Origin of the sequence: Pseudomonas sp. B21-054, from assembly GCF_026016345.1 — a bacterium.
In the GTDB taxonomy this organism is placed as follows: Bacteria; Pseudomonadota; Gammaproteobacteria; order Pseudomonadales; family Pseudomonadaceae; genus Aquipseudomonas.
Genome location: NZ_CP087204.1, coordinates 3,191,262 through 3,213,169, shown reverse-complemented (window position 1 = coordinate 3,213,169; position 21,908 = coordinate 3,191,262). Strand labels below are relative to the sequence as shown.

Annotated in this window: 15 protein-coding genes; 7 read left to right on the top strand and 8 right to left on the bottom strand. The window is 63.2% G+C overall.

From position 1 onward, the window contains the following. Nucleotides 1-7 precede the first annotated feature (7 nt). Nucleotides 8-970, top strand: coding sequence for a class I SAM-dependent methyltransferase (locus LOY70_RS14425; RefSeq protein ID WP_265037703.1), 963 nt, complete (start codon nt 8-10; stop codon nt 968-970). Here LOY70_RS14425 and LOY70_RS14420 read toward each other — a convergent pair. Beyond that, nucleotides 964-6,060, bottom strand: a complete 5,097-nt coding sequence (locus LOY70_RS14420) for a leucine-rich repeat domain-containing protein (protein WP_265037702.1) — start codon at nt 6,058-6,060, stop codon at nt 964-966. The two genes, LOY70_RS14425 and LOY70_RS14420, sit on opposite strands and share 7 nt — an antisense overlap. 128 nt (nt 6,061-6,188) lie before the next feature. Next, on the bottom strand, nt 6,189-7,133 hold the full coding sequence (locus tag LOY70_RS14415; RefSeq protein ID WP_265037701.1) for a LysR family transcriptional regulator: 945 nt from the start codon (nt 7,131-7,133) through the stop codon (nt 6,189-6,191). A 126-nt stretch (nt 7,134-7,259) separates the two neighbouring features. Between LOY70_RS14415 and LOY70_RS14410 the strand changes: the two genes are divergently transcribed. From LOY70_RS14410 to aldA, 4 genes are read left to right on the top strand one after another with little or no spacing between them, the layout of a single operon-like run. Next, nucleotides 7,260-8,555: an MFS transporter gene (locus tag LOY70_RS14410; protein ID WP_265037700.1), complete on the top strand. Its 1,296-nt coding sequence runs from the start codon at nt 7,260-7,262 to the stop codon at nt 8,553-8,555. Between the two features lie 16 nt (nt 8,556-8,571). Further along, on the top strand, nt 8,572-9,756 hold the full coding sequence (rhmD, locus tag LOY70_RS14405; RefSeq protein WP_265037699.1) for an L-rhamnonate dehydratase: 1,185 nt from the start codon (nt 8,572-8,574) through the stop codon (nt 9,754-9,756). 14 nt (nt 9,757-9,770) lie between these two features. Further along, nucleotides 9,771-10,571: an HpcH/HpaI aldolase/citrate lyase family protein gene (locus tag LOY70_RS14400; protein WP_265037698.1), complete on the top strand. Its 801-nt coding sequence runs from the start codon at nt 9,771-9,773 to the stop codon at nt 10,569-10,571. 11 nt (nt 10,572-10,582) lie between these two features. Continuing rightward, complete coding sequence (gene aldA, locus LOY70_RS14395) at nt 10,583-12,016, top strand: aldehyde dehydrogenase (RefSeq protein ID WP_265037697.1); 1,434 nt, start codon at nt 10,583-10,585, stop codon at nt 12,014-12,016. Between the two features lie 107 nt (nt 12,017-12,123). Here the strand turns inward: aldA and LOY70_RS14390 are convergent, their stop codons facing one another. The 3 genes from LOY70_RS14390 to LOY70_RS14380 form a co-directional block, all read right to left on the bottom strand. Then, nucleotides 12,124-12,726 carry a LysE family translocator gene (locus tag LOY70_RS14390; protein WP_265037696.1) on the bottom strand — a complete coding sequence of 201 codons (603 nt, stop codon included), beginning with the start codon at nt 12,724-12,726 and terminating at the stop codon, nt 12,124-12,126. Nucleotides 12,727-12,779: 53 nt separating this feature from the next. Next, a complete protein-coding gene (locus LOY70_RS14385) occupies nt 12,780-13,616 on the bottom strand; it encodes an AraC family transcriptional regulator (RefSeq protein WP_265037695.1) in 837 nt (278 codons plus the stop codon). Nucleotides 13,617-13,808: 192 nt separating this feature from the next. Next, a complete protein-coding gene (locus LOY70_RS14380) occupies nt 13,809-14,222 on the bottom strand; it encodes a GlcG/HbpS family heme-binding protein (protein ID WP_265037694.1) in 414 nt (137 codons plus the stop codon). 226 nt (nt 14,223-14,448) lie between these two features. Between LOY70_RS14380 and LOY70_RS14375 the strand changes: the two genes are divergently transcribed. After that, on the top strand, nt 14,449-15,534 hold the full coding sequence (locus tag LOY70_RS14375; RefSeq protein WP_265037693.1) for an aromatic ring-hydroxylating oxygenase subunit alpha: 1,086 nt from the start codon (nt 14,449-14,451) through the stop codon (nt 15,532-15,534). Further along, the gene (locus LOY70_RS14370) at nt 15,531-16,481 is read left to right on the top strand and encodes a PDR/VanB family oxidoreductase (RefSeq protein ID WP_265037692.1); all 951 of its coding nucleotides are present in this window, start codon (nt 15,531-15,533) and stop codon (nt 16,479-16,481) included. Before LOY70_RS14375 ends, LOY70_RS14370 begins: the two co-directional genes overlap by 4 nt. A 999-nt stretch (nt 16,482-17,480) precedes the next feature. Here the strand turns inward: LOY70_RS14370 and LOY70_RS14365 are convergent. The 3 genes from LOY70_RS14365 to LOY70_RS14355 all read right to left on the bottom strand — a co-directional run bounded on the left by LOY70_RS14365 (nt 17,481) and on the right by LOY70_RS14355 (nt 21,869). Next, on the bottom strand, nt 17,481-18,194 hold the full coding sequence (locus tag LOY70_RS14365) for a GntR family transcriptional regulator (protein WP_265037691.1): 714 nt from the start codon (nt 18,192-18,194) through the stop codon (nt 17,481-17,483). Nucleotides 18,195-18,400: 206 nt separating this feature from the next. Continuing rightward, complete coding sequence (locus LOY70_RS14360; protein WP_265037690.1) at nt 18,401-20,278, bottom strand: feruloyl-CoA synthase; 1,878 nt, start codon at nt 20,276-20,278, stop codon at nt 18,401-18,403. Nucleotides 20,279-20,420: 142 nt separating this feature from the next. After that, entirely contained in the window at nt 20,421-21,869 is a 1,449-nt protein-coding gene (locus LOY70_RS14355) for an aldehyde dehydrogenase (protein ID WP_265037689.1), read from the bottom strand. Between the last annotated feature and the right edge of the window lie 39 nt (nt 21,870-21,908).

The following is a 21,908-nucleotide window of genomic DNA, read 5'->3' as shown; positions in this document are numbered from 1 at the left end:
CTTTGCGATGAACCCTGAAGCCCTTCAAACCCTGCAGACTCATTTACTGACGGCGCTGGCGTCTGCGCCCGAAGAAACCCGGCGCCTGTTCCATGGCCGTGGTCGCTGCTGGCCGGGGCTGGAGCAGATCACCGTCGACTGGCTGCAAGGGGTGGTGCTGGTCTCGTTGTTCAAGGCGCCGGAGCCGACGCAACTGGATGGCTTGACCTCGATGCTGCTGGCCCTGACCACCTCGCCGGCCTGGCAACACAGCGCCGCCCATACCCTGGCCGTGCAGCATCGCTACCTGCCGCAGAGCCTCACTCAATGGCTGGTGGGCGAACCGGTCGACGAATGGACCCTGACCGAAGGCGGCCTGCGTTACCGCATCGACCTGGGCAAGAAGCAGAACAACGGGCTGTTCCTCGACATGCGCTACGGCCGCGACTGGGTACGGGCCAATGCCAGCGGCAAGCGCGTGTTGAACCTGTTCGCCTACACCTGCGGTTTCTCGGTGGCAGCCATCGCCGGCGGCGCGCGGCATGTGGTGAACCTGGACATGTCCCGGGCCGCCCTGAGTCGTGGCCGCGACAATCATCGCCTGAACGGCCATGACCTGGGCCAGGTGAGTTTCCTCGGCCACGATTTGTTCAAGTCCTGGGGCAAAGTGATCAACAGCGGGCCGTACGACCTGGTGATCATCGACCCGCCCACCTTCCAGAAAGGCAGTTTCCTGCTGACCAAGGATTACCAGCGCGTCCTGCGCCGCCTGCCGGAACTGCTGACCGCCGACGGCACGGTCCTGGCCTGCAGCAACGACCCAGCCACCGGCCCGGACTTCCTCATCAATGGCGTCACCCGTGAAGCGCCGGGCCTGATGTTCGAACAGCGACTGGCGAATCCGCCGGAGTTTCCAGATGCCGACATGGCGTGTGGCCTGAAGGCGCTGGTGTTCAAAATGACGGTGCCTGGCGATGGTTCTGATCAGTAAGCGCGCAGCGCCCACCAAGGGCTGGCCAGGTCAGTCGTGATCCGCCTCACCAAGACTTCAATCTCCCGACTCTTGACCGAACGGTAGATGGCCATGGTGCGTCGCAACTGGTCTTCGCTGAGCATCACAGGCCGGCCGGCGGCCCAATCCACATCCGCCACCGCCTCGAGCCTCACACGGTGCCAGACGATTCCTCCAGGTAGGGTGACTGACTCCAGGGCACTGGGCAGGTCGGCGTCCGGCTGCGCCAGGTTATCCAGCAATACCTGGGGCCAATGGGAAGGGTCCACCGGCTCGCTGAAGGCATCCACCAGGTTGTCCTCCACCGAGTCCCAGATTGCCAGGCCGTCGGACCACTCGCGGGACATCAACCCCAGGTAGGGTCGCCAGGTCAGTTCGCCGACGCGGGGTACTTGATCATTGCCGTTGAAGGAGTCCTGGGCATCGCTGAGCCAGTTGATGAACCCTTCACGCGTCATGGCTGCCTGGCGCTGGGAGGCCTCGGGATATTGATTGGCCAGCACTCGGTCCCAATAGTCATGATGACGACCCAGGAAACCCGAAAAAGGCACCCCTTGGGGTTCGAGACGGGCGCGTTGAACCGCCTGGAACATCAGGAAATGCACCTCCAGTTCGCCGACGTCTGGCGTCTGCCTGTCCAGCACGCGTGCTTGCAAGCGTGTGCGCAATTGAGCCAGCTGCTGGTCGAAATCCGCGATCCGGGCCGAGAGTTCAGCGTAGACATCCGGGAAACCGGTGTAGTACTGCAGTATGCTCGTCGCCCGTTGGCGATCTCCGGAGGCCAGACCACCTGGCGCATCGGCATCGGCGTCACGAATGAGACCGGAGTACCAATCGATGAAACGCCGCCCGCCGGCATCGTCGCGGGCCACTTCCAACGCCCGCTGGAGCCCATCAGAGTTTTCCAGCCAGTCATCGACGGTGTAGCGAAAGGCCTGGGGGTCCACAGCGCGCAGGATTCGGATCTGGGCGCTGGGCAGTGGATTATCTTCGAGCCAAAGCCCAAGGGTATTCCCCGTTGGCATGTTGTCCAGTGCCGGAATCAGATCACCCTGAATGTCAGTGATGCGATTGCCCTTGAGGTCGAGAAAGAGCGCCTCGGACGAAGACCTGGATAACAGTCGCAGTGCCAGCGCCGGTACGCGGTCAAGCCCTGCGTTGGCCAGTTCCAGTGCCTCCAGGGCCACAAGCTCGGGCAGATCGGGCAAATCGCGGCAGTTGTTACCGCTCAGGCGCAATTCCCTCAAGGTCGTGGCGGTCCGCAGGAACGCACTGCCCTCCTCATCCAGGCGCAGGCCGCAGCGAGCCAGGTCCAGGGTGCGCAATCCCGGTAAAGCGGTGATGGCCTGCAATTCCTCGGCGGTGAAATGCAAGTTGTCAGTCCATACCAGTTCCCGTAGCGAGGGCAGCTCCGCCAAGCGACCGATGGCCGCGACGCTGTCGGCACTGGCCGCGGCCCCGCCGCTCACCTCGGACAGGTTCAGTTCCTCCAGACGGGGAGCGCGGTCTGCGCCCATCAAGGGGGCGAAAGCATCCGCGTCCAGGTTGAGCGGATTCCCGCCCAATGACAACTCCACCAGATTGCGAAACTCGCCGGCCGCCGCTGGCACGGTGGTGAGATTATTGCCGTGCAGGCGCAGCGTCTCGATATTGGGAAACAGCCGCAGGAAATTCGAGGGGTCTTCACTCAAGCCCATGTGCGCCAACATCAGCTCTTCGATATGGTCGAAACGCGCGCTGAGGGGAGGAAGCCGGCCGATGTCCCACCCCGACAGACGCAACATCAGCTCGCTATCTTCCCGCCCCGGTTCGGGTTCACGTCGCCAGGCCCGGCGGACTTCCCTCGTCACCGCCCTGCGCACCGAAATCAGTTCATCACGGTTGTAACGGCTCTCGTTAGGGTGATGCAGGCCCTCCTCAACCTCCCACTGGCGCAGCCCTTCATCCAGGGTTGCCCATTCGTTGGTCAACCGGGTGACCAAGTCCTCGAGGCTGATGCCTTCGCGTCCGGCCTGGACGGTCAAGCTACGTTGCAGCCCCTCGAAGGCGTCCCCGGCATAGTGGGGATACAGCCGTTCAAGGCGCCCTTGCAGGCTGCCGAGCCAGCGCTGCAACGGGAGTCGTCCCCGTCCGCTCATGGGATAACCAAAGTAACCGTTCAGCCATTGCGGTCCCTCATTCATGTTGTCGAAGCGCTTGAGTCGCAGGTACCGGCGCAGGTCCTGTCGATCACCCAGGGCTTGTTCAAGAAGGGCCTCACGCAGCTTGGTTGCGTCCCAGATATTCAAGCCCAACGCGTTGCGTGCTTCGTCCGGCATCGCTCTGAGCAACGCGTCTTCCAGGCTCGAAGGCCCAGCCAGTTCGTTATCCGCTTCGTCAAAGGGAAGGTATTGGCCGTCCTCCTGGCGAATGAGTTTCAACGGCCCGACCTCTCCCACCGTGAGCGGGCCTCGCTGCTCGGGCGATGACAGGCGCAGGTGCAGCCGGCCGCGCAATCGCGCCGTGTTGCCAAGCAACCCCATGACAATGGCGTCTCGATCGGCGCTGCTTTCGCCGCGCTCCAGGGCGCGCAAGGCACGGGTCAGACGCAACTCGCTCAGGGCTTCTACACATTGCTTGCCCAGGCGCCCGGTAACCCGGCCGTTAAGCAGGCGCAACCGGTCCTGGCCCTGAGCCTGGTTGGCCAGCTCGTTGGCCATGGACTCCGGCAAACCTGAGAAGGCACGCGCCACGGGAACGGCCAGCGGATCGAGCCCTGCGGGCCGGACCATGGCAGCGCTCACTTGCGTCCCATGGTGTTCCAAGTAGTCGGACCAGCGCCTGGCCAGTAATCGACTGCGCTCCACCGGGCGCAGGCCAAGGGTGCTTTGCCCCAGCAGCGTGCGCTGTTCATCCATGCTCAGCCCAGCCAGGATGCGACCCGCCCAGGCGTCTTGCGCCAGGTCTGTGTCGTGCACGTCGAGCGCGCGCGTGGCGGCTGTGTCGCCTACGGAGTGAGTCTGTCCGCCGTCGTGGTAGCACAACATCAGGTCCTTTGGCCAACCCGGCAGATCCACGAGGGTTTGCGTGATTTGAACAGGCACATGCCCTGGCGCTTCATCGCGGCGCAGACGCCCGATGGTCTGCTGCACCTTTTGCCAATTGCGCGCTTCACTCAAGGCGTCGGCGAATAGCGCCGGCAGCGGCTGTCCTTCCACTTGCAGGTAACGCAGGTGCGCCTCGCTGATACCCACCTGCCGCTGCAGGGCAAGGATCGTTTTATCGTCCAGTTCGCCTGGGGTTTCGGCAAAGTCGCGCAACAGTTCCAGGTTGCCGCGCTGCAGCGGGTTACGGTGCGCCCAGCGCCAGCCACGGGCACGGCTCCATTCCAGCAAAGGCGTCACGCCTCGATGGCCGGCGGGCAGGCGCAAGCCCAAGGCATCGGCGCTCCCTTGCACTTCGAAGTAGCGGCCCTCAACCTGCACCCATGCCTGGTCCGCCGTGCGCCAGACGCCCCAGGCGTCCTGTTCGGCCTCCATGGGGGGCCGGCGCCGGGCCTGGAACGGCGTGATATCGCCGTTCCACAGACGCGTCGTACCGTCACGCACCGGCATGGGTTCAACGGCGCCGCCGATAAAACCGAGGTAGGCGCCTTGAGCGATGCCAAACAAGACGTTGAAGATATGGTCGATGCCTTCCTGGGCGTGGCCTTCGTTGAACGCCTGGATACCTTCGAAGAATTCATACACCAGGCGCACCCCGCCCACCGCCGCTGCGGCCATGCCAATCGGCGCACAAAACGGGATGAAGCTGACGGCCAGCATCAACGAGCGCTCGACGAGGCTTTCCCAATACTCGAGGCGAGCCAGAAGCGCCTGCCAGTCCTGATTCTTGGTGGGGACCATCAGCGTCGAGGCGTTGGCCAGGGTGTGGGTGCGCCATTCGTGATAGCGATCGTCCCAATGATTTTCGCGCACATCGCTGAGATTCCAGGGCACGTGGGGCGCTGGCACCCGAATGCGTCGGGGGTTGCCATCCTCACCCCGCTCGCCCTCTCGCCAGCCGGTAATGCGAGCGTGGATTTCCTGAAAGAGATTGAGGTTGTCCTTTACCTCCCACTCCACCTGATCATGCAGGGCTTCGCCTAGCCGGGCCTGCAAGCGCATCGGGAAGTAACGCATCAGGCTCTGGCGATAACTGCGTTTGCGCATCCGCTCGGTCAGCTGAGCGGCCATGGCCTGCAAGCTGGGAAATTGCTTGATGGGTGCCACCACGTCATGGGGCAGGTGCAAGACCACCGGGCGCACGCCTTTGGTATCTGCTGCCAGGCCCCAATACACCCGAGCGCCGAACAGCGGCGCCGACAGCACCTCCAGCGCCTTGACCTCACAAGCCAGAGGCGCCACGAGTCGATCTTCAAGCTGCACCCCGACATAAGCCAGCAATCGCTCACCCGTTTCGTCCAGGCGTCCAGCCAGCTTCGCCTCGTAGGCGTCATAGGCGAGCTGGCTACGTGCGTAAGCCCTATAGGCCTTCGCGACGGCGGGAACCTCACTGCCGATACGCGGCAGCCGTTGTTCGAGCAAGCGCTGATAAGCCCCGCCCACATCGACCTGTCGACAGAGCCGCGCGAAGCTGGCCGGGGTCGTGGGCAGCGCCGCCGTGGCTGACGGCGCCCCCCAGCGGCTGAACTCTCCAGGCTTGCCCTTGATGAAGAGTTCGCCTTGTTTATCAAACTCGCTGCCGGCGCTCGCATCGGCGGGAGGGTAATTGCGCATGGCCGCTTCGACCACCGACAGTGAGGCACCGAAGGGATCGCGCTTGACCCGGGCCCGACGTACCGCACCCGCGACACCACCAGTGCCATTCACCGGCCCCCAGGCTTGTACCTGCGGCTGAGCCTGCAGCAGGTCGCGCGTAAAGGTATCGGGGGCCGGCAAGTCGATCATCAGCGCATTGAGGGTGTCACTGTCGCGCTGCAATCGCTGGGTGAGGACCTTGAAACGTTTCTGATGGGCCCGCGAAGCGTGTTTCAACCAGATGGGCAGCCTGGCGACGATGAACTCGACATGGGTCTCGAGTGTGGACATGTTGGACCTCCTTCCTTGGGGGCGATTGAATGCGTTGTCGTGGCCGATGCTCTCCAAACCAATCGTTTTTTGAAACCGCGCAACCGTTGCAAGGGGTTGCGGGCGTCAGCGCAGCAAGCGCTTCGGCGCTACCTTCCCGCCGCGGCCTGCGTGCGCAGCAGATCAATGAACAACCCCAGCTCCCGGTTCACCGGCTCCCCCTTGCGCCGCAACAAGCCAAACGGCGCCAATTGCACGTCCAGCGCCACCGGCAGCGCCACCACCAGGCCCATCTTCAGGTAATCGCGCAAGGCGGTTTCCGAGAGCACCATGATCGCGTCGGTCAGTTGAATCAGCTGTTGCATGGAATACACCGAGCTACATTCGATGATGTCTGCGGGCGTCGGCAGCGCAAGACGTTGTAGCGCTTGATCGAGGCCGATGCGCGCCGGGCTGGTTTCCGGCTGCAGGATCCACGGCCAGTCGCTGACCAGTTCGGCCAGGTCGAGTTTTTTGCGCCGGGCCAGGGGATGGCCGGCATGGACCACCACCAGCAGTCGCTCATTGCCCAGTTGTTCGAAGTCGTAGTGCTCGCTGTCGGTGGCGGCGTTGCGCCGGGCGATGGCCAGGTCGATGCGGCCTTGCTCCAGCAACTGGATCACCTGGTCGCTGGTGTCACCCATGATGCGGATCCGCAGCTGCGGATTGAGCGCCTTGATCCGGGCGATGGAGTCCATGACCAGGTCCGGCGCCGCCCCCATGATGGTGCCGATGGACAGGTAACCATAACCGCCCTGCTGCCGGGCCAGCAGGTCTTCGGCGCAGCGGTCCAGGCCGCTGAGGGCCAATTCGGCGAAGCGAATCAGCTCCTGGCCCAGGGCGGTCGGGCGCATGCCCCGGGGCAGTCGCTCGAACAGGTCGCAACCGAACATGTCCTCGATCTCGTGCAGCATCCGGGTCGCCGCCGGCTGCGACATGTTCAGGCTCTGAGAAGCCCGGTGCAGGTTCTGACTGGCGCTCAAGGCCACCAGCATGTGCAAATGTTTATAGCGCAGACGGTTGAACAGGCTGCGTGACAGCACGGGATGGGTCATGGATTGGCCTCTGATTACCGATACCTTGAGGGTATCGATTGTTAGCGAGATTCGATTTGTAACGCATCAATCGCCCGCCGTACAGTCCAGCCCATAAGAACAAATACCTGCTAAAGGACTCCCGCGATGAAGACTCTTCCTGTGTCTGTGCTGGCCAAGATTTCCTGGCGCCTGCTGCCCTTCCTGCTGCTGATGTACATCATGGCTTTTCTCGACCGGGCCAACGTTGGCTTCGCCAAACAGGCCTTCCAGGCCGACACCGGCATCGGCGACGCCGCATTCGCGTTTGGTGCGGGCGTGTTCTTCGCCGGTTACGCACTGTTGGAAGTGCCCAGCAACCTGATCCTGCACCGCGTCGGTGCGCGCTTGTGGATGTGCCGGATCATGGTCACCTGGGGCTTGGTGTCGGCGGCCATGGTCTTTGCCCACAACGAAACCAGTTTCTACGTGCTGCGCTTCCTGCTGGGCGTCGCCGAAGCCGGATTCTTCCCCGGCGTGATTCTCTACCTCACCTATTGGTTCCCCTCGGCAGCCCGGGGCAAGGCCATGGGCTTCTTCTACTTCGGTGCGCCGCTGGCGTTCATTTTCGGCAGCCCTCTGTCGGGGCTGTTGTTGGAGCTGGACGGTTTCGTCGGTGTTCACGGCTGGCAATGGCTGTTCGCCGTGGAAGGCCTGATGGCGTCGGCAGTGGGAGTGTGGGCCTACTGGTACCTGGACAATCGCCCCGCCGATGCGAAATGGCTGACGCTCGAAGAGCGCCGCCAGGTCCAGGAACTGCTTGATGCCGAGGACCAGCACAAACAATCCCATGGCCGCAGCCTGCTGAGCGTGTTGTGCCAGCCTTCGGTGCTGTACCTGTGCCTGATCTACCTGCTGATCCAGGCCAGCGTCTACGGCGTGGTGTTTTACCTGCCGACCCAAGTGGCCGGGTTGCTGGGCAGCAAGGTTGGCTTGATGGTGGGCCTGGTCACGGCCATTCCGTGGGTTTGTGCGCTGTGCGCGGCCTACCTGATTCCCGGTTACAGCGACCGCACTGGCCAGCGCCGCCGCACGGCTGCATTGACCCTGTTGATGGCCGCCGCCGGGATCGCCTGCTCGGTCAGTGTGTCCAGCCCGCTTCTGGGCATCATCGCCCTGTGCTTCGCCGCTTCCGGCTTCATCGCCGTGCAGCCGGTATTCTGGACCTTTCCCTCCAGTTACCTGGCTGGCAGTGCCGCTGCGGCAGGCATTGCGCTGATCAACTCCTTCGGCGCCCTCGGCGGTTTCATTGCCCCGGTGCTGAAGAATTGGGCCGAAGGCGCCTTCCACTCTCCTGCGGCCGGCCTTTACCTGCTCGCCGCCACCACCGTCATCGCCGCGTTGCTGGTACTGGGCATCCACTCCCCCGGCCAACGCGCTTCGAACACACCGGCCACGGTTTAACTCAAGGAGCTGCACAATGGGTATCCCCACTATCAAACACGTCCGCGCCTTCGTCCTGCGAGGCGGCGGCGCGGATTATCACGACCAGGCGGACGGCCACTGGATCGACGATCACATCGCCACACCGATGAGCAAATACCCGGACTATCGACAGAGTCGCCGCAGCTTCGGCATCAACGTACTCGGCACCCTGGTAGTAGAGCTCGAGGCCAGCGACGGCACGGTCGGGTTTGCCGTGACCACCGGCGGCGAACCGGCGGCCTACATCGTTGAAAAACACTTGGCGCGCTTCATCGAAGGTGCCCGGGTCACCGACATCGAAAAGATCTGGGACCAGATGTACCAATCGACGCTCTACTACGGCCGAAAGGGCCTGGTGATCAACACGATTTCCGGCGTGGACCTGGCGCTCTGGGACTTGCTCGGCAAGATCCGCCAGGAACCGGTGCATCAATTGCTCGGCGGCGCGGTGCGCGATGAGTTGCAGTTCTACGCCACCGGTGCACGGCCGGACCTGGCGCAGAAAATGGGTTTCATCGGCGGCAAGATGCCTTTGCATCACGGCCCGGCCGAAGGCGAGGAAGGCCTGCGCAAGAACCTCGAGGCACTGGCGACGATGCGCGAACGGGTCGGTCCGGACTTTTGGCTGATGCTCGATTGCTGGATGAGCCTGGACCTCAACTACGCCACCAAACTCGCGGTCGGCGCCCATGAGCACGGCTTGAAATGGATCGAAGAGGCCCTGCCGCCCGACGATTACTGGGGCTACGCGGCGCTGCGCCAAAACGTCCCCAAGGGCATGCTGGTGACCACCGGCGAGCACGAGGCCACCCGCTGGGGCTTCCGTATGCTCCTGGAAATGGGCTGCTGCGACATTATCCAGCCCGACGTCGGCTGGTGTGGCGGGCTCACCGAACTGGTGAAAATCTCGGCCCTGGCCGACGCCCACAACGCGCTGGTGATCCCCCACGGTTCTTCGGTCTACAGCTACCACTTCGTCGCCACCCGCCATAACAGCCCGTTCGCCGAGTTCCTGATGATGGCGCCCAAGGCGGACGAAGTGGTGCCGATGTTCCACCCGCAATTGCTGGGCGAGCCGGTACCGGTGCAAGGCCGCATGCGCCTGTCGGTCCTCGACCAGCCTGGCTTCGGCGTGACGCTGAACCCTGAGTGCCAACTGCACCGGCCTTATAACCGCTAGAAGAGGAGCCCGCCATGACCATGCCCCACAACGCCTTCAAAGCCGCCCTGGCCTCCAAGCCTACGCAGTACGGCATCTGGGCCGGCTTCGCCAGCGGTTACGCCGCCGAAATCGTTGCCGGCACCGGTTACGACTGGATGCTGATCGACGGCGAACACGCCCCCAACACCGTGCCCAGCGTGCTCAGCCAACTCCAGGCTGTGGCGCCCTATGCCACCGCGCCAGTGGTGCGAGCGGTGACCGGCGATGCCAACCTGATCAAGCAACTGTTGGACGTCGGCGCCCAGACCCTGATGATTCCCATGGTCGAGACCGCCGAACAGGCCCGGGCCCTGGTGCGCGCCATGCGTTACCCGCCCCACGGCATTCGTGGTGTGGGCGGGGGCCTGACCCGCGCCACCCGCTGGGACGGCGTCGCCAACTACCTCACCACGGCCCATGAAGAGCTGTGCCTGATCGTCCAGGTGGAGTCGCGCACCGGGGTGGAAAACGTCGAAGCCATCGCCGCCGTCGAGGGTGTGGACGCGGTGTTCATCGGCCCCGCCGACCTGTCCATCGGACTTGGCCATGCAGGCAATCCTGGTCATCCCGAAGTCCAGGAGCGTATCCAGTTCGCGGTCAATGCCACCCTCGCGGCCGGCAAGGCTTGCGGCATCCTCGCACCCAACGAAGAAGACGCCCGCCGTTATCAGCGCTGGGGCTGCCAGTTCATCGCCGTGGCCATCGACATCAGCCTGCTGCGCCAGAGTGCCATTGCCACCCTCTCCCACTACCGCGAACCCGCCACTGTTCAAGCGCCATCGCGCATTTATTGAAGGACACTGCCATGTCATCCGTTCCTGTGTTCCAGAACTTCATCAACGGCCAGTTCACCCACAGCGAGGCGCACCTGGATGTGTTCAACCCCGCCACCGGGGCGCTGCTGTCCCGTGTCCCGGCTTCCAACGCCGCTGACGTCGATCAGGCCCTCGCTGCCGCCCGCGCCGCGCAGAAAGACTGGTCGGCCAAGCCGGCCATCGAACGCGCCGGACACCTGCGCCGCATCGCCGCCAAACTGCGGGAAAACGTCGCCCACCTGGCGCGCACCATCACCCTGGAGCAAGGCAAGATCAGTGCCCTGGCCGAGGTGGAGGTCAATTTCACCGCCGACTATCTCGACTATATGGCCGAATGGGCCCGGCGCATCGAAGGCGAGATCATCACCAGCGACCGCCCCGGTGAAAACATCTTCCTGTTCCGCAAGCCCCTGGGCGTGGTGGCCGGGATCCTGCCGTGGAACTTTCCGTTTTTCCTGATCGCTCGAAAGATGGCCCCGGCGCTATTGACCGGCAACACCATCGTCATCAAGCCCAGCGAAGAAACCCCGAATAACTGCTTCGAGTTCGCCCGGTTGGTGGCCGAGACCGACCTGCCACCCGGTGTGTTCAATGTCGTATGCGGCGACGGCCAGGTGGGCGCTGCCCTGAGCGGTCACAAAGGTGTGGACATGATCAGCTTCACCGGCAGCGTCGCCACCGGCTCACGGATCATGACGGCGGCGGCGCCGAACATTACCAAGCTCAACCTGGAACTGGGCGGCAAGGCCCCGGCCATCGTGCTGGCGGATGCCGATCTGGCGCAGGCGGTGAAAGCCATTCGCGATTCACGGATCATCAACACCGGGCAAGTCTGCAACTGTGCCGAACGCGTCTACGTGGAGCGCAAGGTCGCCGATCAATTTATCGAGCGGATCAGCGCGGCGATGTCTGCCACCCGCTACGGCGACCCGATCGCCGAAGCCGACGTGGAGATGGGCCCGCTGATCAACCGCCAGGGCCTGGACAGCGTTGAACGCAAGGTTCAAACCGCCCTCAGCCAAGGCGCCAGCCTGGTGAGCGGCGGCAGCGTGGCGGACCGCTCCAGCGGCTTTCACTTCCAACCCACGGTACTGGCCGGTTGCAACGCATCAATGGACATCATGCGTGAGGAAATCTTCGGTCCGGTGCTGCCGATCCAGATCATTGACGACCTGGATGAGGCCATCGCCCTGGCCAACGACTGCGACTACGGCCTGACTTCTTCGGTCTACACCCGGGACCTGAGCCGGGCCATGCACGCTATTCGTGGTCTCGACTTTGGCGAGACCTACGTCAACCGCGAAAACTTCGAAGCCATGCAGGGCTTCCATGCCGGCGTGCGTAAATCCGGGATTGGCGGGGCCGATGGCAAGCATGGTTTGTATGAGTACACCCATACCCATGCGGTGTACTTGCAAAGCTGACCTGTGATAGACCGAGGCTTGGCGAAGCGCTGCCTTTCGGGGGGCGCTTCGCCCCCCAGCGGGAGCAAGCGCCCTCGCCACAACGACTCTTCCCCGTCCTCCTATTTTCAGACCACCAAGGTCAACCACGCCGACGCCAGCAACAACACCGCCATGGTCCGATTGAACCGGCCCATCGCCACAGCGGAACGGAAGAACCGGGCAGCGCCGAGGCCCAGATAGGCCCACACGGTCATGCACGGAATGGAAATCGCGAAAAACGCCAGGGACAGCCAGAGCACCCGCACGGTACGGTCAGCCTCGGCGCCGGCAAACACGCTGACCACCGCCAGCGCCATCATCCAGGTCTTGGGATTCACCAACTGCAACCCGGCCGCTCCCGCCAAGCCCAGTCGTGGGCCTTCGGCGGGCCGGTCCGGGTCAATGGCCTGGGCCGGGGCGCTGAAAATCTGCCAAGCCATCCAGCTCAACCAGGCAATGCCAGCCCATGAGAGCAATGTCTGAATCGTGGCATGGCGCGCGAGCACATCCCCCAATCCGGTGCCGACCAGGAGCACCAACAAGGCTGCCGCCGCGCACGCGCCGAGGATGATCGGCAAGGTGGTGGCCAGGCCGAAGCGCGAGCTATGGCTCAGCACCAGGATATTGGTCGGACCCGGGGTGATGGAGGCGACAAAGGCGAACAAGGCAAACGGCAGTAACTGGTCCATGGAGCAACTTCTCGGTGAATGATCGTCGCTTGATCATCACCAACAAGCCGGGTTCAGTCTGGAACAATTGAGCAACGCTTGCGGTAGTCCGCCGGGCTCAGTCGATAGGCGCGCTGGAACCAGCGGCCCAGGTGGCTTTGGTCGGCAAAGCCGAGCATGGCGGCCACCGCCACGGCACTCTCACCCTGGGCCAGCAAACGCCGGGCGCGGGCCAGGCGCAACTGGATCAGATAGGCATGGGGCGCCAGGCCGAATGCCGCCTTGAACCCACGGGTCAGGCGAAAACGATCGACACCGGTGACCCGCGCCAGGTCATCCAGCCCGATGTCTTCGTGCAGGTGACTGTGCAGGTAATCACGGGCCTGCTGGGCGACCAGCGGCAGCCGTGGGTCGGGATTGATCCGCGCTCGCCAGTGCAAGTGTTGGGTCAGGTTGGCCAGCAAGGTGTCCAGGGCGGTCTGTCGCACGATGCGGATCTCCTGCTCATGCAGGCTCTCGAACGCCAGGGCGGTGGCACTGGCCAGCCGCGCATCGTCCGTCAGAGTGGCGGCGAACCCCAGCTGGGCATTGTCCGGCGCCTCGTCGAACAAGGAGCGCAATTCGCGCTCCAGCCACTGGGGTTCCAGGTACAAGGTGCGGTAGGTAAAACCGTTGGCTTGGGGTGCATTGCCGTCATGCAACTCACCAGGTTCGAGCAGAAACACCTTGCCGGGCGTGCTGTTGTGCTGCTGGCGGCGGCAATGAAACTGCTGCACGCCCTGCTCGGTCACGCCCACCAGGTAGGTGTCGTGCCAATGGGGATCGTAGGCATGTCCCTCGAAATGCGCGCGCACGGTCTCGATGCCGGACGTGGCGTCCTGCTTGAGATCGATCCAGTTGCGCGCCGTCATGAGCCGCCTCGTTTTGTGTATCCGCCTGGAGCAGATTAACCGCTCGTGGGGATGACGTCTGGAAGATTTGTGCAATCCCCTGTGGGAGCGGGCTTGCTCGCGATGGCGGCTGATCAGTCGATGCAGCTGTTGAATGACCCACCGCTATCGCGAGCAAGCTCACTCCCACAGGGTATCAACCTCGCCCCTGCCTCAGGCTTGCGGCAACACCGCCTCCACCGCCAGCCGCGCCAACTCCGCATCCTGCTCGGCCTTGACCCCGGACACGCCAATGGCGCCGATGCATTGGCCGTCATGACGGATCGTCACGCCGCCTTCAAGCATGCCTTGCAGGTGTGGGGCGCTGAGGAAGGCGTAGCGGCCGCCGTTGATCATGTCCTCGAAGACCTTGCTGTCGCGTCGACCCATGGCGGCGGTGCGGGCTTTTTCCGTGGCAATGTAGGCCGATAACGGCGAGGCGTCGTCCAGGCGCAACAGGCCCAGGGGGTGACCACCGTCGTCCACCACGCAGATCGAAACCGCCCATTGGCGCTGATGAGCCAATTCCTTGGCAGCCTCCAGCAATTGCGCAACGTCTTGTTCAGTGAGTACCGCTTTGGTTTTCATGGATCACTCCGAGTTGTGCGGCAGAAAGTCTCGCCGAGTATTGAGCTTCGACGAGGTTTGAGCCAACAAATTCGAAACACGGGTTCTGATCGTGTATGAATTAATCCAAATGGATCCATTGATAGAAATCAATAGCCCAATTTCATGCATATACCGTTGACAACGATATTAGTTAAGAGACCTAATGGATCCACAGACAAGAACAACATCCGCCTGGAGATCCGACATGTACCCCAAAAATGCCTGGTACGTTGCCTGCACCCCCGATGAAATTGCCGACAAGCCCCTGGGCCGCCAGATCTGTGGCGAGAAGATGGTTTTTTACCGTGGGCATGAAGGCAAGGTCACGGCCGTGGAAGACTTCTGCCCCCATCGTGGCGCCCCGCTCTCCTTGGGCTACGTCGAAAACGGCAACCTGGTGTGCGGTTATCACGGCCTGGTGATGGGTGGCGATGGCAAGACCGTGGAAATGCCAGGGCAACGGGTGCGGGGATTTCCTTGCAACAAGACCTTTGCGGTGGAGGAACGCCATGGCTTCATCTGGGTCTGGCCGGGTGACCAGGCGCTGGCGGATCCGGCGCTGATCCATCATCTGGAATGGGCCGAAAGTGACGAGTGGGCCTACGGTGGCGGCCTGTTCCATATCCAGTGCGACTACCGCCTGATGATCGACAACCTGATGGACCTGACCCACGAAACCTACGTGCACGCCTCCAGCATCGGCCAGAAGGAAATCGACGAAGCGCCACCCGTGACCACGGTCGAAGGCGACGAAGTGGTCACCGCCCGGCACATGGAAAACATCATGGCTCCGCCCTTCTGGCGCATGGCGCTGCGCGGTAACAACCTGGCCGACGATGTGCCGGTGGATCGCTGGCAGATCTGCCGCTTCACCCCGCCCAGCCATGTGCTGATCGAAGTGGGCGTGGCCCATGCCGGCAACGGCGGTTATCACGCCGCGCCGCAATTCAAGGCGTCGAGCATCGTGGTGGATTTCATCACCCCGGAAACCGAAACCTCCATCTGGTACTTCTGGGGCATGGCCCGGCACTTCCAGCCGCAGAATGAGGCCTTGACCGCGAGCATTCGCGAAGGCCAGGGCAAGATCTTCAGCGAAGACCTGGAAATGCTTGAGCGTCAGCAGCGCAACCTGCTGGACCACCCCCAACGCAATCTGCTCAAGCTCAACATCGATGCCGGCGGCGTGCAGTCGCGTCGCGTGCTGGAGCGCTGGATTGCCCGGGAGCGTGGAGCCCAACCCGGATTGATTGCCAGCAGCCATCAGCCACAACTGGCGGAGCAACGGCCATGATCGAAGTCCAGGTGGCGGCGCGGCACAACGAAGCCGTCGATATCTGCAGCTACGAGCTGATCCGAGTCGACGGCCTACCGCTGCCGGCGTTCACGGCCGGTGCCCATATCGACGTGCACTTGCCCGACGGCCTGATACGCCAGTATTCACTGTGCAACCACCCCGAGGAACGGCATCGCTACCTGATTGGCGTGCTCAAGGACCCCACCTCGCGCGGCGGTTCACGCAGTTTGCATGAGTTGATCCAGCCCGGCATGCGCCTGCACATCAGCGAGCCCCGCAACCTGTTCCCCCTCGCGCCTGAAGCCCGGCGCAGCCTGTTGTTTGCCGGCGGCATCGGCATTACGCCACTCCTGTGCATGGCCGAGCACCTGGCCCAGAGCGGTTCGGCGTTCGAACTGCACTACTGCGCCCGGTCCCGGGAGCGTGCAGCCTTTGTCGAGCGTTTGCGCCAATCGCCTTATGCCGATCGGGTTTTCCTGCATTTCGATGAAGAACCCGAGACCCTGCTGGACGCCGCTCGGGTGCTGGCTACGCCCAGTGACGACCTGCATCTTTATGTGTGCGGCCCCGGCGGTTTCATGCAGCACGTACTCGACACCGCCAAAGCCCAGGGCTGGCAGGAACCCCACCTGCACCGTGAATATTTCGCCGCTGCGCCTACCGACACCAGCGCAGATGGCCGTTTCTCAGTGAAATTGGCCAGCAGCGGCCAGGTTTTCGAAGTGCCGGCGGACCGCAGCGTGGTGCAGGTGCTGGAAAGCCATGGCATCGAGATTCCGATTTCCTGCGAACAAGGCGTGTGCGGCACCTGCCTGACCCGCGTGTTGGAGGGCGTGCCGGAGCACCGGGACATGTTCCTGACCGAGGCTGAACAGGCGTGCAACGACCAGTTCACGCCCTGTTGTTCCCGGTCGAAGACGCCGTTGCTGGTGTTGGATCTCTAAGCTCCAGACCAACATGGGGCCCTGTGGGAGCGTCTTTATGGATGTTTTTTAGTTTGTGTGTATATCCGTTTTTTTGGTAACGGCGGCTGGCGGTTCCGCCCTTACGGCGGGTCACTTTCGAAAAGCGTGAAAGTAACCAAAGCGCTCTAGCCCCACCACTCGGTGCCTCGCCTAGGCTCGGCATGCCCGAACGCAGGCATTGCTCCGTAGGCCCGCCGCGAAGGTCCATCCATGGCCCAGCGCGGCTACCTCGGCATCCATGCCGAGGTGCCCACTGCGCAACGCCTACGTTCGGCCAGCGTGGTTTTATGGGGCGCCCAGATCAAGATCAAGATCTAAAGCAAAGCAAAGCAAAGCAAAGCAAAGCAAAGCAAGAGCGGGGTACATCCAGCATCTATGAAGCTGGACCACCGCTATCGCGAGCAAGCTCGCTCCCACATCGGGGTGTGGGTGTTCACAGCATCTGCACACAACACAAAAACCTGTGGGAGCGAGCTTGCTCGCGATGAGGCCAGTCCATTCAACATCTTCATCGACAGTGACATCGCCTTCGCGAGCAAGCCCGCTCCCACAGGAGGAACGCGTTCACGCTAAGCCAGGTCGGCTATAAGGCCGCCTCGCGTGCGCTTTTGATCTTAGGCGCCCCGTTAAACCACGCTGGCCGAACGTAGGTATTGCGCAGTGGGCAACCCGGCATGGATGCCGGGTTAGCCGCGCTGGGCCATGGATGGCCCTTCGCGGCGGCCCACGGAGCAATGCCTGCGTTCGGGCACACCGAGCCTAGGCGAGGTGCCGAGTGGTGGGGCAAGAGCGCTTTGCTTACTTTCGCGCTCTTCGAAAGTGAGCCGCCGTAAGGACGGAACCGCCAGCCGCCGTTATCAAAAAAACGGATATACACACAAACTCTAAAACCATCCCTAAAAGACAAAAATACGACCCTTTCTAAGTGAAGCGCCGTTTTCTCTTAAGTGAACAGTATTAGCTCCCACAGGGGCCCTTTCACTCCGAACGCAGAATCACCGTCATCCGCTCATCCGCCAGCGTCGAACCAAACACCTCGGCATAACGCAAGGTCGCATTGGCATGCTCACGCATGATCGCCTCGGCACGGGCGCCCTGGCGATGGATCAAGGCGTCGAACACCGAATGGTGCTGCATGTGGGCATAGTTGAAGCGGCGAAACTCGCCGGCCATGTTCTGGCGATCCACCGCCAGGGCGGTGACTGAGGCGAAAGGCAGATGATCGTTGCGGGCCAGTGCATCGGCAATCGCCGGGTTGTGGCTGCCTTCGACGATCACCTGATGAAAACGCATGTTGAGGTCGTGATAGACCTCCAGGTCATCCTCGGTCACGTAACCTTTGGCGAACAGTTCGTCGCCCTGCACCAGGCATTGTTCGAGTATCGCCCGGCCCTCGTCGGACAAGCCGCGTTCGGCCGTCTGCCGGGCGGCCAGGCCTTCCAGCACGCCCCGCACCTCTACCGCCCCGGCGATCTCCTCGGCACTCACCGAACGCACCTGGAACCCCCGCCCGCCATAACGCACCAGCAGCCCTTCCTGCTCCAGCGTGCGGAACGCCATGCGCACTGGCATCCGCGAAACGCCGAACAATTCTGCGGTGGGAATCTCCATCAAGCGCTCACCGGCCGCCAACTCGCCCGAGGCGATCATTCTGCGCAGCGCCACCAGCACCGTTTGGCCAGGCTTACTCATCCAGGTGGATTCCAGAGAAAAGAGAACCGGCATAGTAAAAGGCTTGGGGCGGCGTGTCACGGCGGGGGCTGGGCTGAGGGCAGAACGAATCGAAGATGAAAATCCTGTGGGAGCGAGCTTGCTCGCGATGACGGCGGCACAGACAACATCACTGCAAACTGCCAAACCGCTATCGCGAGCAAGCTCGCTCCCACAAGGATCGGAGGTTAATCCGCCGCCCCCACCCGCAGGATCGATGGATCTTCACCGCGATACAGCGCCTCGACTTTCGCCGCCCGCCACTGCAACACCGCCCGTTGGTTGATCGAGCCCTTGTCGGTGATTTCGCCGCGATCGATGGACGCCGGCTCATCGAGCAAGGCGATCCACTCCACACGACTGGCGTTGCCGCTGGCTTCGCGGTTCAGGCGTTGCAGCCAGTCGGCGAACCAGCGGCGTACCGCCGGGCTGGCGAGCACCTGGGCATCGCTGGCATCCGAGGCCAGGCCCGACAGGCGTCGGCACTCAACAAGCCTTGGGAACACCAACGCACCCAGGCACTCGCGATCCGGCGCGGTGATCACCAGGTCCTGCACGTAAGGCGTGCCTTCCAGCACCGCCCGGTTGCGCAACGGCCCGACACTGACGAACACCCCGGAGGACAATTTGAAATCCTCGGCAATCCGTCCATCGAACATCAACCCCAATTGCGGGTTGCCCGGATCGGCCAGCTTGATCGCATCCCCCGAGCAGTAGAAACCGTCCTCGTCGAACACCTCGGCGGTTTGCTGCGGCGAGCGCCAGTAGCCAGGCATGATGTGCGGCCCGCGAAAGCGTCCTTCGAACTTGCCATCCACCGGCACCAACCGCACTTCGCAACCCGGCGCTGGCAGGCCGATGTATCCGGCCATGGACAACGGCCCGGTGGTGAACGTGCAGGACGGTGCCGCCTCGGTCATTCCCAGCCCGGCCATCATCCGGATCCGTTCGCCACAATGTTGCTCGGCCACCTTGTCGAGGCGATCCCAGGTGCTTTGGGACAAACCCGCCGCCGCAAAGAAGAACAGGCTGATGCGCTTGAAAAAACGCTCGCGCAAATCGCCGTCCTGCTCCAGGGCGCTGACCAGTTCTTCCCAGCCCTTGGGCACGGTCAGGTAGGCGGTGGGCGAAATTTCCTTGAGGTTGCGCAAGGTTTCGGCAAAGCCCTGGGCCGTGGGCTTGCCGTCGTCCAGGTAGAACGTGCCGCCGTTGTACAGCACGATGCCGACGTTGTGGCTGCCACCGAAGGTGTGGTTCCACGGCAGCCAATCCACCAGCACCGGCGGCTCTTCACCGAACACCGGAAAGGTCTGCAGCAGCATTTGCTGGTTGGCGCAGAGCATGCGCTGGGTGGTGATCACCGCCTTCGGTAGTTTGGTCGAGCCGGACGTAAAGAGAAACTTGGCGATGCTGTCCGGACCGGTGGCGGCAAAAGCCTGCTCGGCCTCAACGCCGCCGGGCTGTGCCAGCAGGCTGGCGAAGCTGGTCCTGGGCCGGCCCGCCAGCTCGCCCTGGACCGTGATCAGGGGAATATCCGCCGGCAATACGGCATTGATCGCCCGCTCAAACGGCGCGGCATTGCTGACAAACACCAGCCCCGGCCGCAACAGGTCGCAGATGTGCCGCAGCTTGGCGAAATCCTGGGACAGCAATGAATAAGCGGGCGACACCGGGCAATACGGAATCCCCGCGTACATCGCACCGAGGGCCATTTGCAGATGCTCGATATCGTTACCTGAGAGCAGCGCCAGCGGCTTTTCGGCCGACAAGCCGTAGCCCAGCAAGCCTTGGGCGATGGCCCGGACGCTGTCGAGCATCTGCCTATAGCTGACGCGACGCCAGTCGCCACCCGCCTCGCGAGCCGCGATAAAGGTGTGCTGCGGGCGCACCTCGGCCCAGTGCACCAGGCGATCGAGCAAGCGCGCCGGCAACGGCGCCAGGGGCTCCAGGGAGCGCATGTGCAGGATGCCCCGCTCTTCCCTGACTTCAACAGCAGGATGACCAATCGACACCTGGCGATACTGCCCAGGGCCGGGTCGGGAGGACGATCTGAACTCGGAACTCACGTACATTTCCTCCACCAAGGCACGTTCGGGTCGCACGAAGCGAGCGGAGCGTGACAGCCTCTGGCTGTGGCCTTGTCATTGTTATTCTGGCCTGCACCGAGGCGGCGGCCTTCAAGGCCTGGCCGCCGCGGTGCGACGGATTTCAGATCGGGTAATGCCGGGGTCCATTCTGCATCGTCACCCAACGCAACTGAGTGAAATGCTCGATGGACGCCTTGCCGCCAAAGCTGCCGTAACCGCTGGACTTGACCCCGCCGAACGGCATTTGCGCTTCGTCGTGTACGGTCGGGCCGTTGATGTGGCAGATGCCCGACTCGACCCGTTGGGCCAAGGCCAGCGCACGCGTGGTGTCGCGGCTGAAGATCGCGGCCGACAGGCCAAACTCGGAGTCGTTGGCCAGGCGCAGCAGCGCCTCGTCACCCTCCCCGCGCAGGACCACGGCCACCGGGCCGAAGGACTCTTCGCGATACAGGCGCATGTCCGGGGTCACGCCGTCGAGCAGGGTCGGCTGCAGGATGCTGCCCTCCAACTGCCCGCCCGCCAGCAGTGTCGCGCCTTTGGCCAAGGCGTCGTCGATCAAGCCCTTGATGCGCTGGCCGGCACTGGCATCCACCAGCGAGCCGAGCACCGAATCACCGGCAGCAGGATCGCCAGCGCGCAAGGTGGCGATCTTGGCGATCAGCCGGGTGACGAAGGCATCGGCCACACGGGCGTCGACGATCAGTCGTTCGGTGGACATGCAGATCTGGCCCTGGTTGAAGTACGCCCCGAAAGCGGCCGCCTGCACGGCAGCATCCAGGTCGGCGTCCTCAAGCACCAACAACGGCGCCTTGCCGCCGAGTTCCAACAGGGCCGGTTTGAGATGACGCGCCGACAGTTCGCCGACGATGCGCCCCACGTGGGTCGAACCGGTGAAATTGACCCGGCGCACCGCCGGGTTGGCGATCAACCGCTCGACGATGGCCGGCGCATCCGCTGGCGCATTGCAGATCACATTGACCACGCCGTCGCCCAGCCCGGCGTCCTGCAGCACTTGGCCGATCAGCCGGTGCACGGCCGGGCTTATTTCAGAAGCTTTAAGAACCACGGTGTTGCCGCAGGCCAAGGGCATGGCGATGGCGCGGGTGGCGAGGATCACTGGAGCGTTCCACGGCGCGATACCCAGCACCACGCCGCAAGGCTGACGCAAGGCCATGGCAAAACTGCCGGGTACATCCGAAGGAATGATTTCGCCGTTGATCTGGGTGGTCATGCACGCCGCTTCACGCAACATGTTCGCCGCCAGGTGCACGTTGAAACCGTACCAATTGGCCATGGCACCGGTCTCGCCGGCGGCAGCGATGAATTCGCCGCTACGGGCCTGCAACTGCTCGGCCGCACGCAGCAGGCGGCTGCGGCGTTCGTTGGGCGCCAGTGCAGCCCAGGCGGGAAACGCAGCTTGCGCAGCGGCCACGGCGGCATCGGCATCTTCCAGCGTGGCGGCGGCCACGCGCGAGACCGCTTGACCGGTCACCGGGTTGCAACGCTCAAAAGTCCGGCCGTCACGGGCGGGGCACGACTGGCCGCCGATCAACAGGGGCACGTCCAGCATGGTGATTCCTCTTTATTGTCTTTATCGGGAATGCATCGC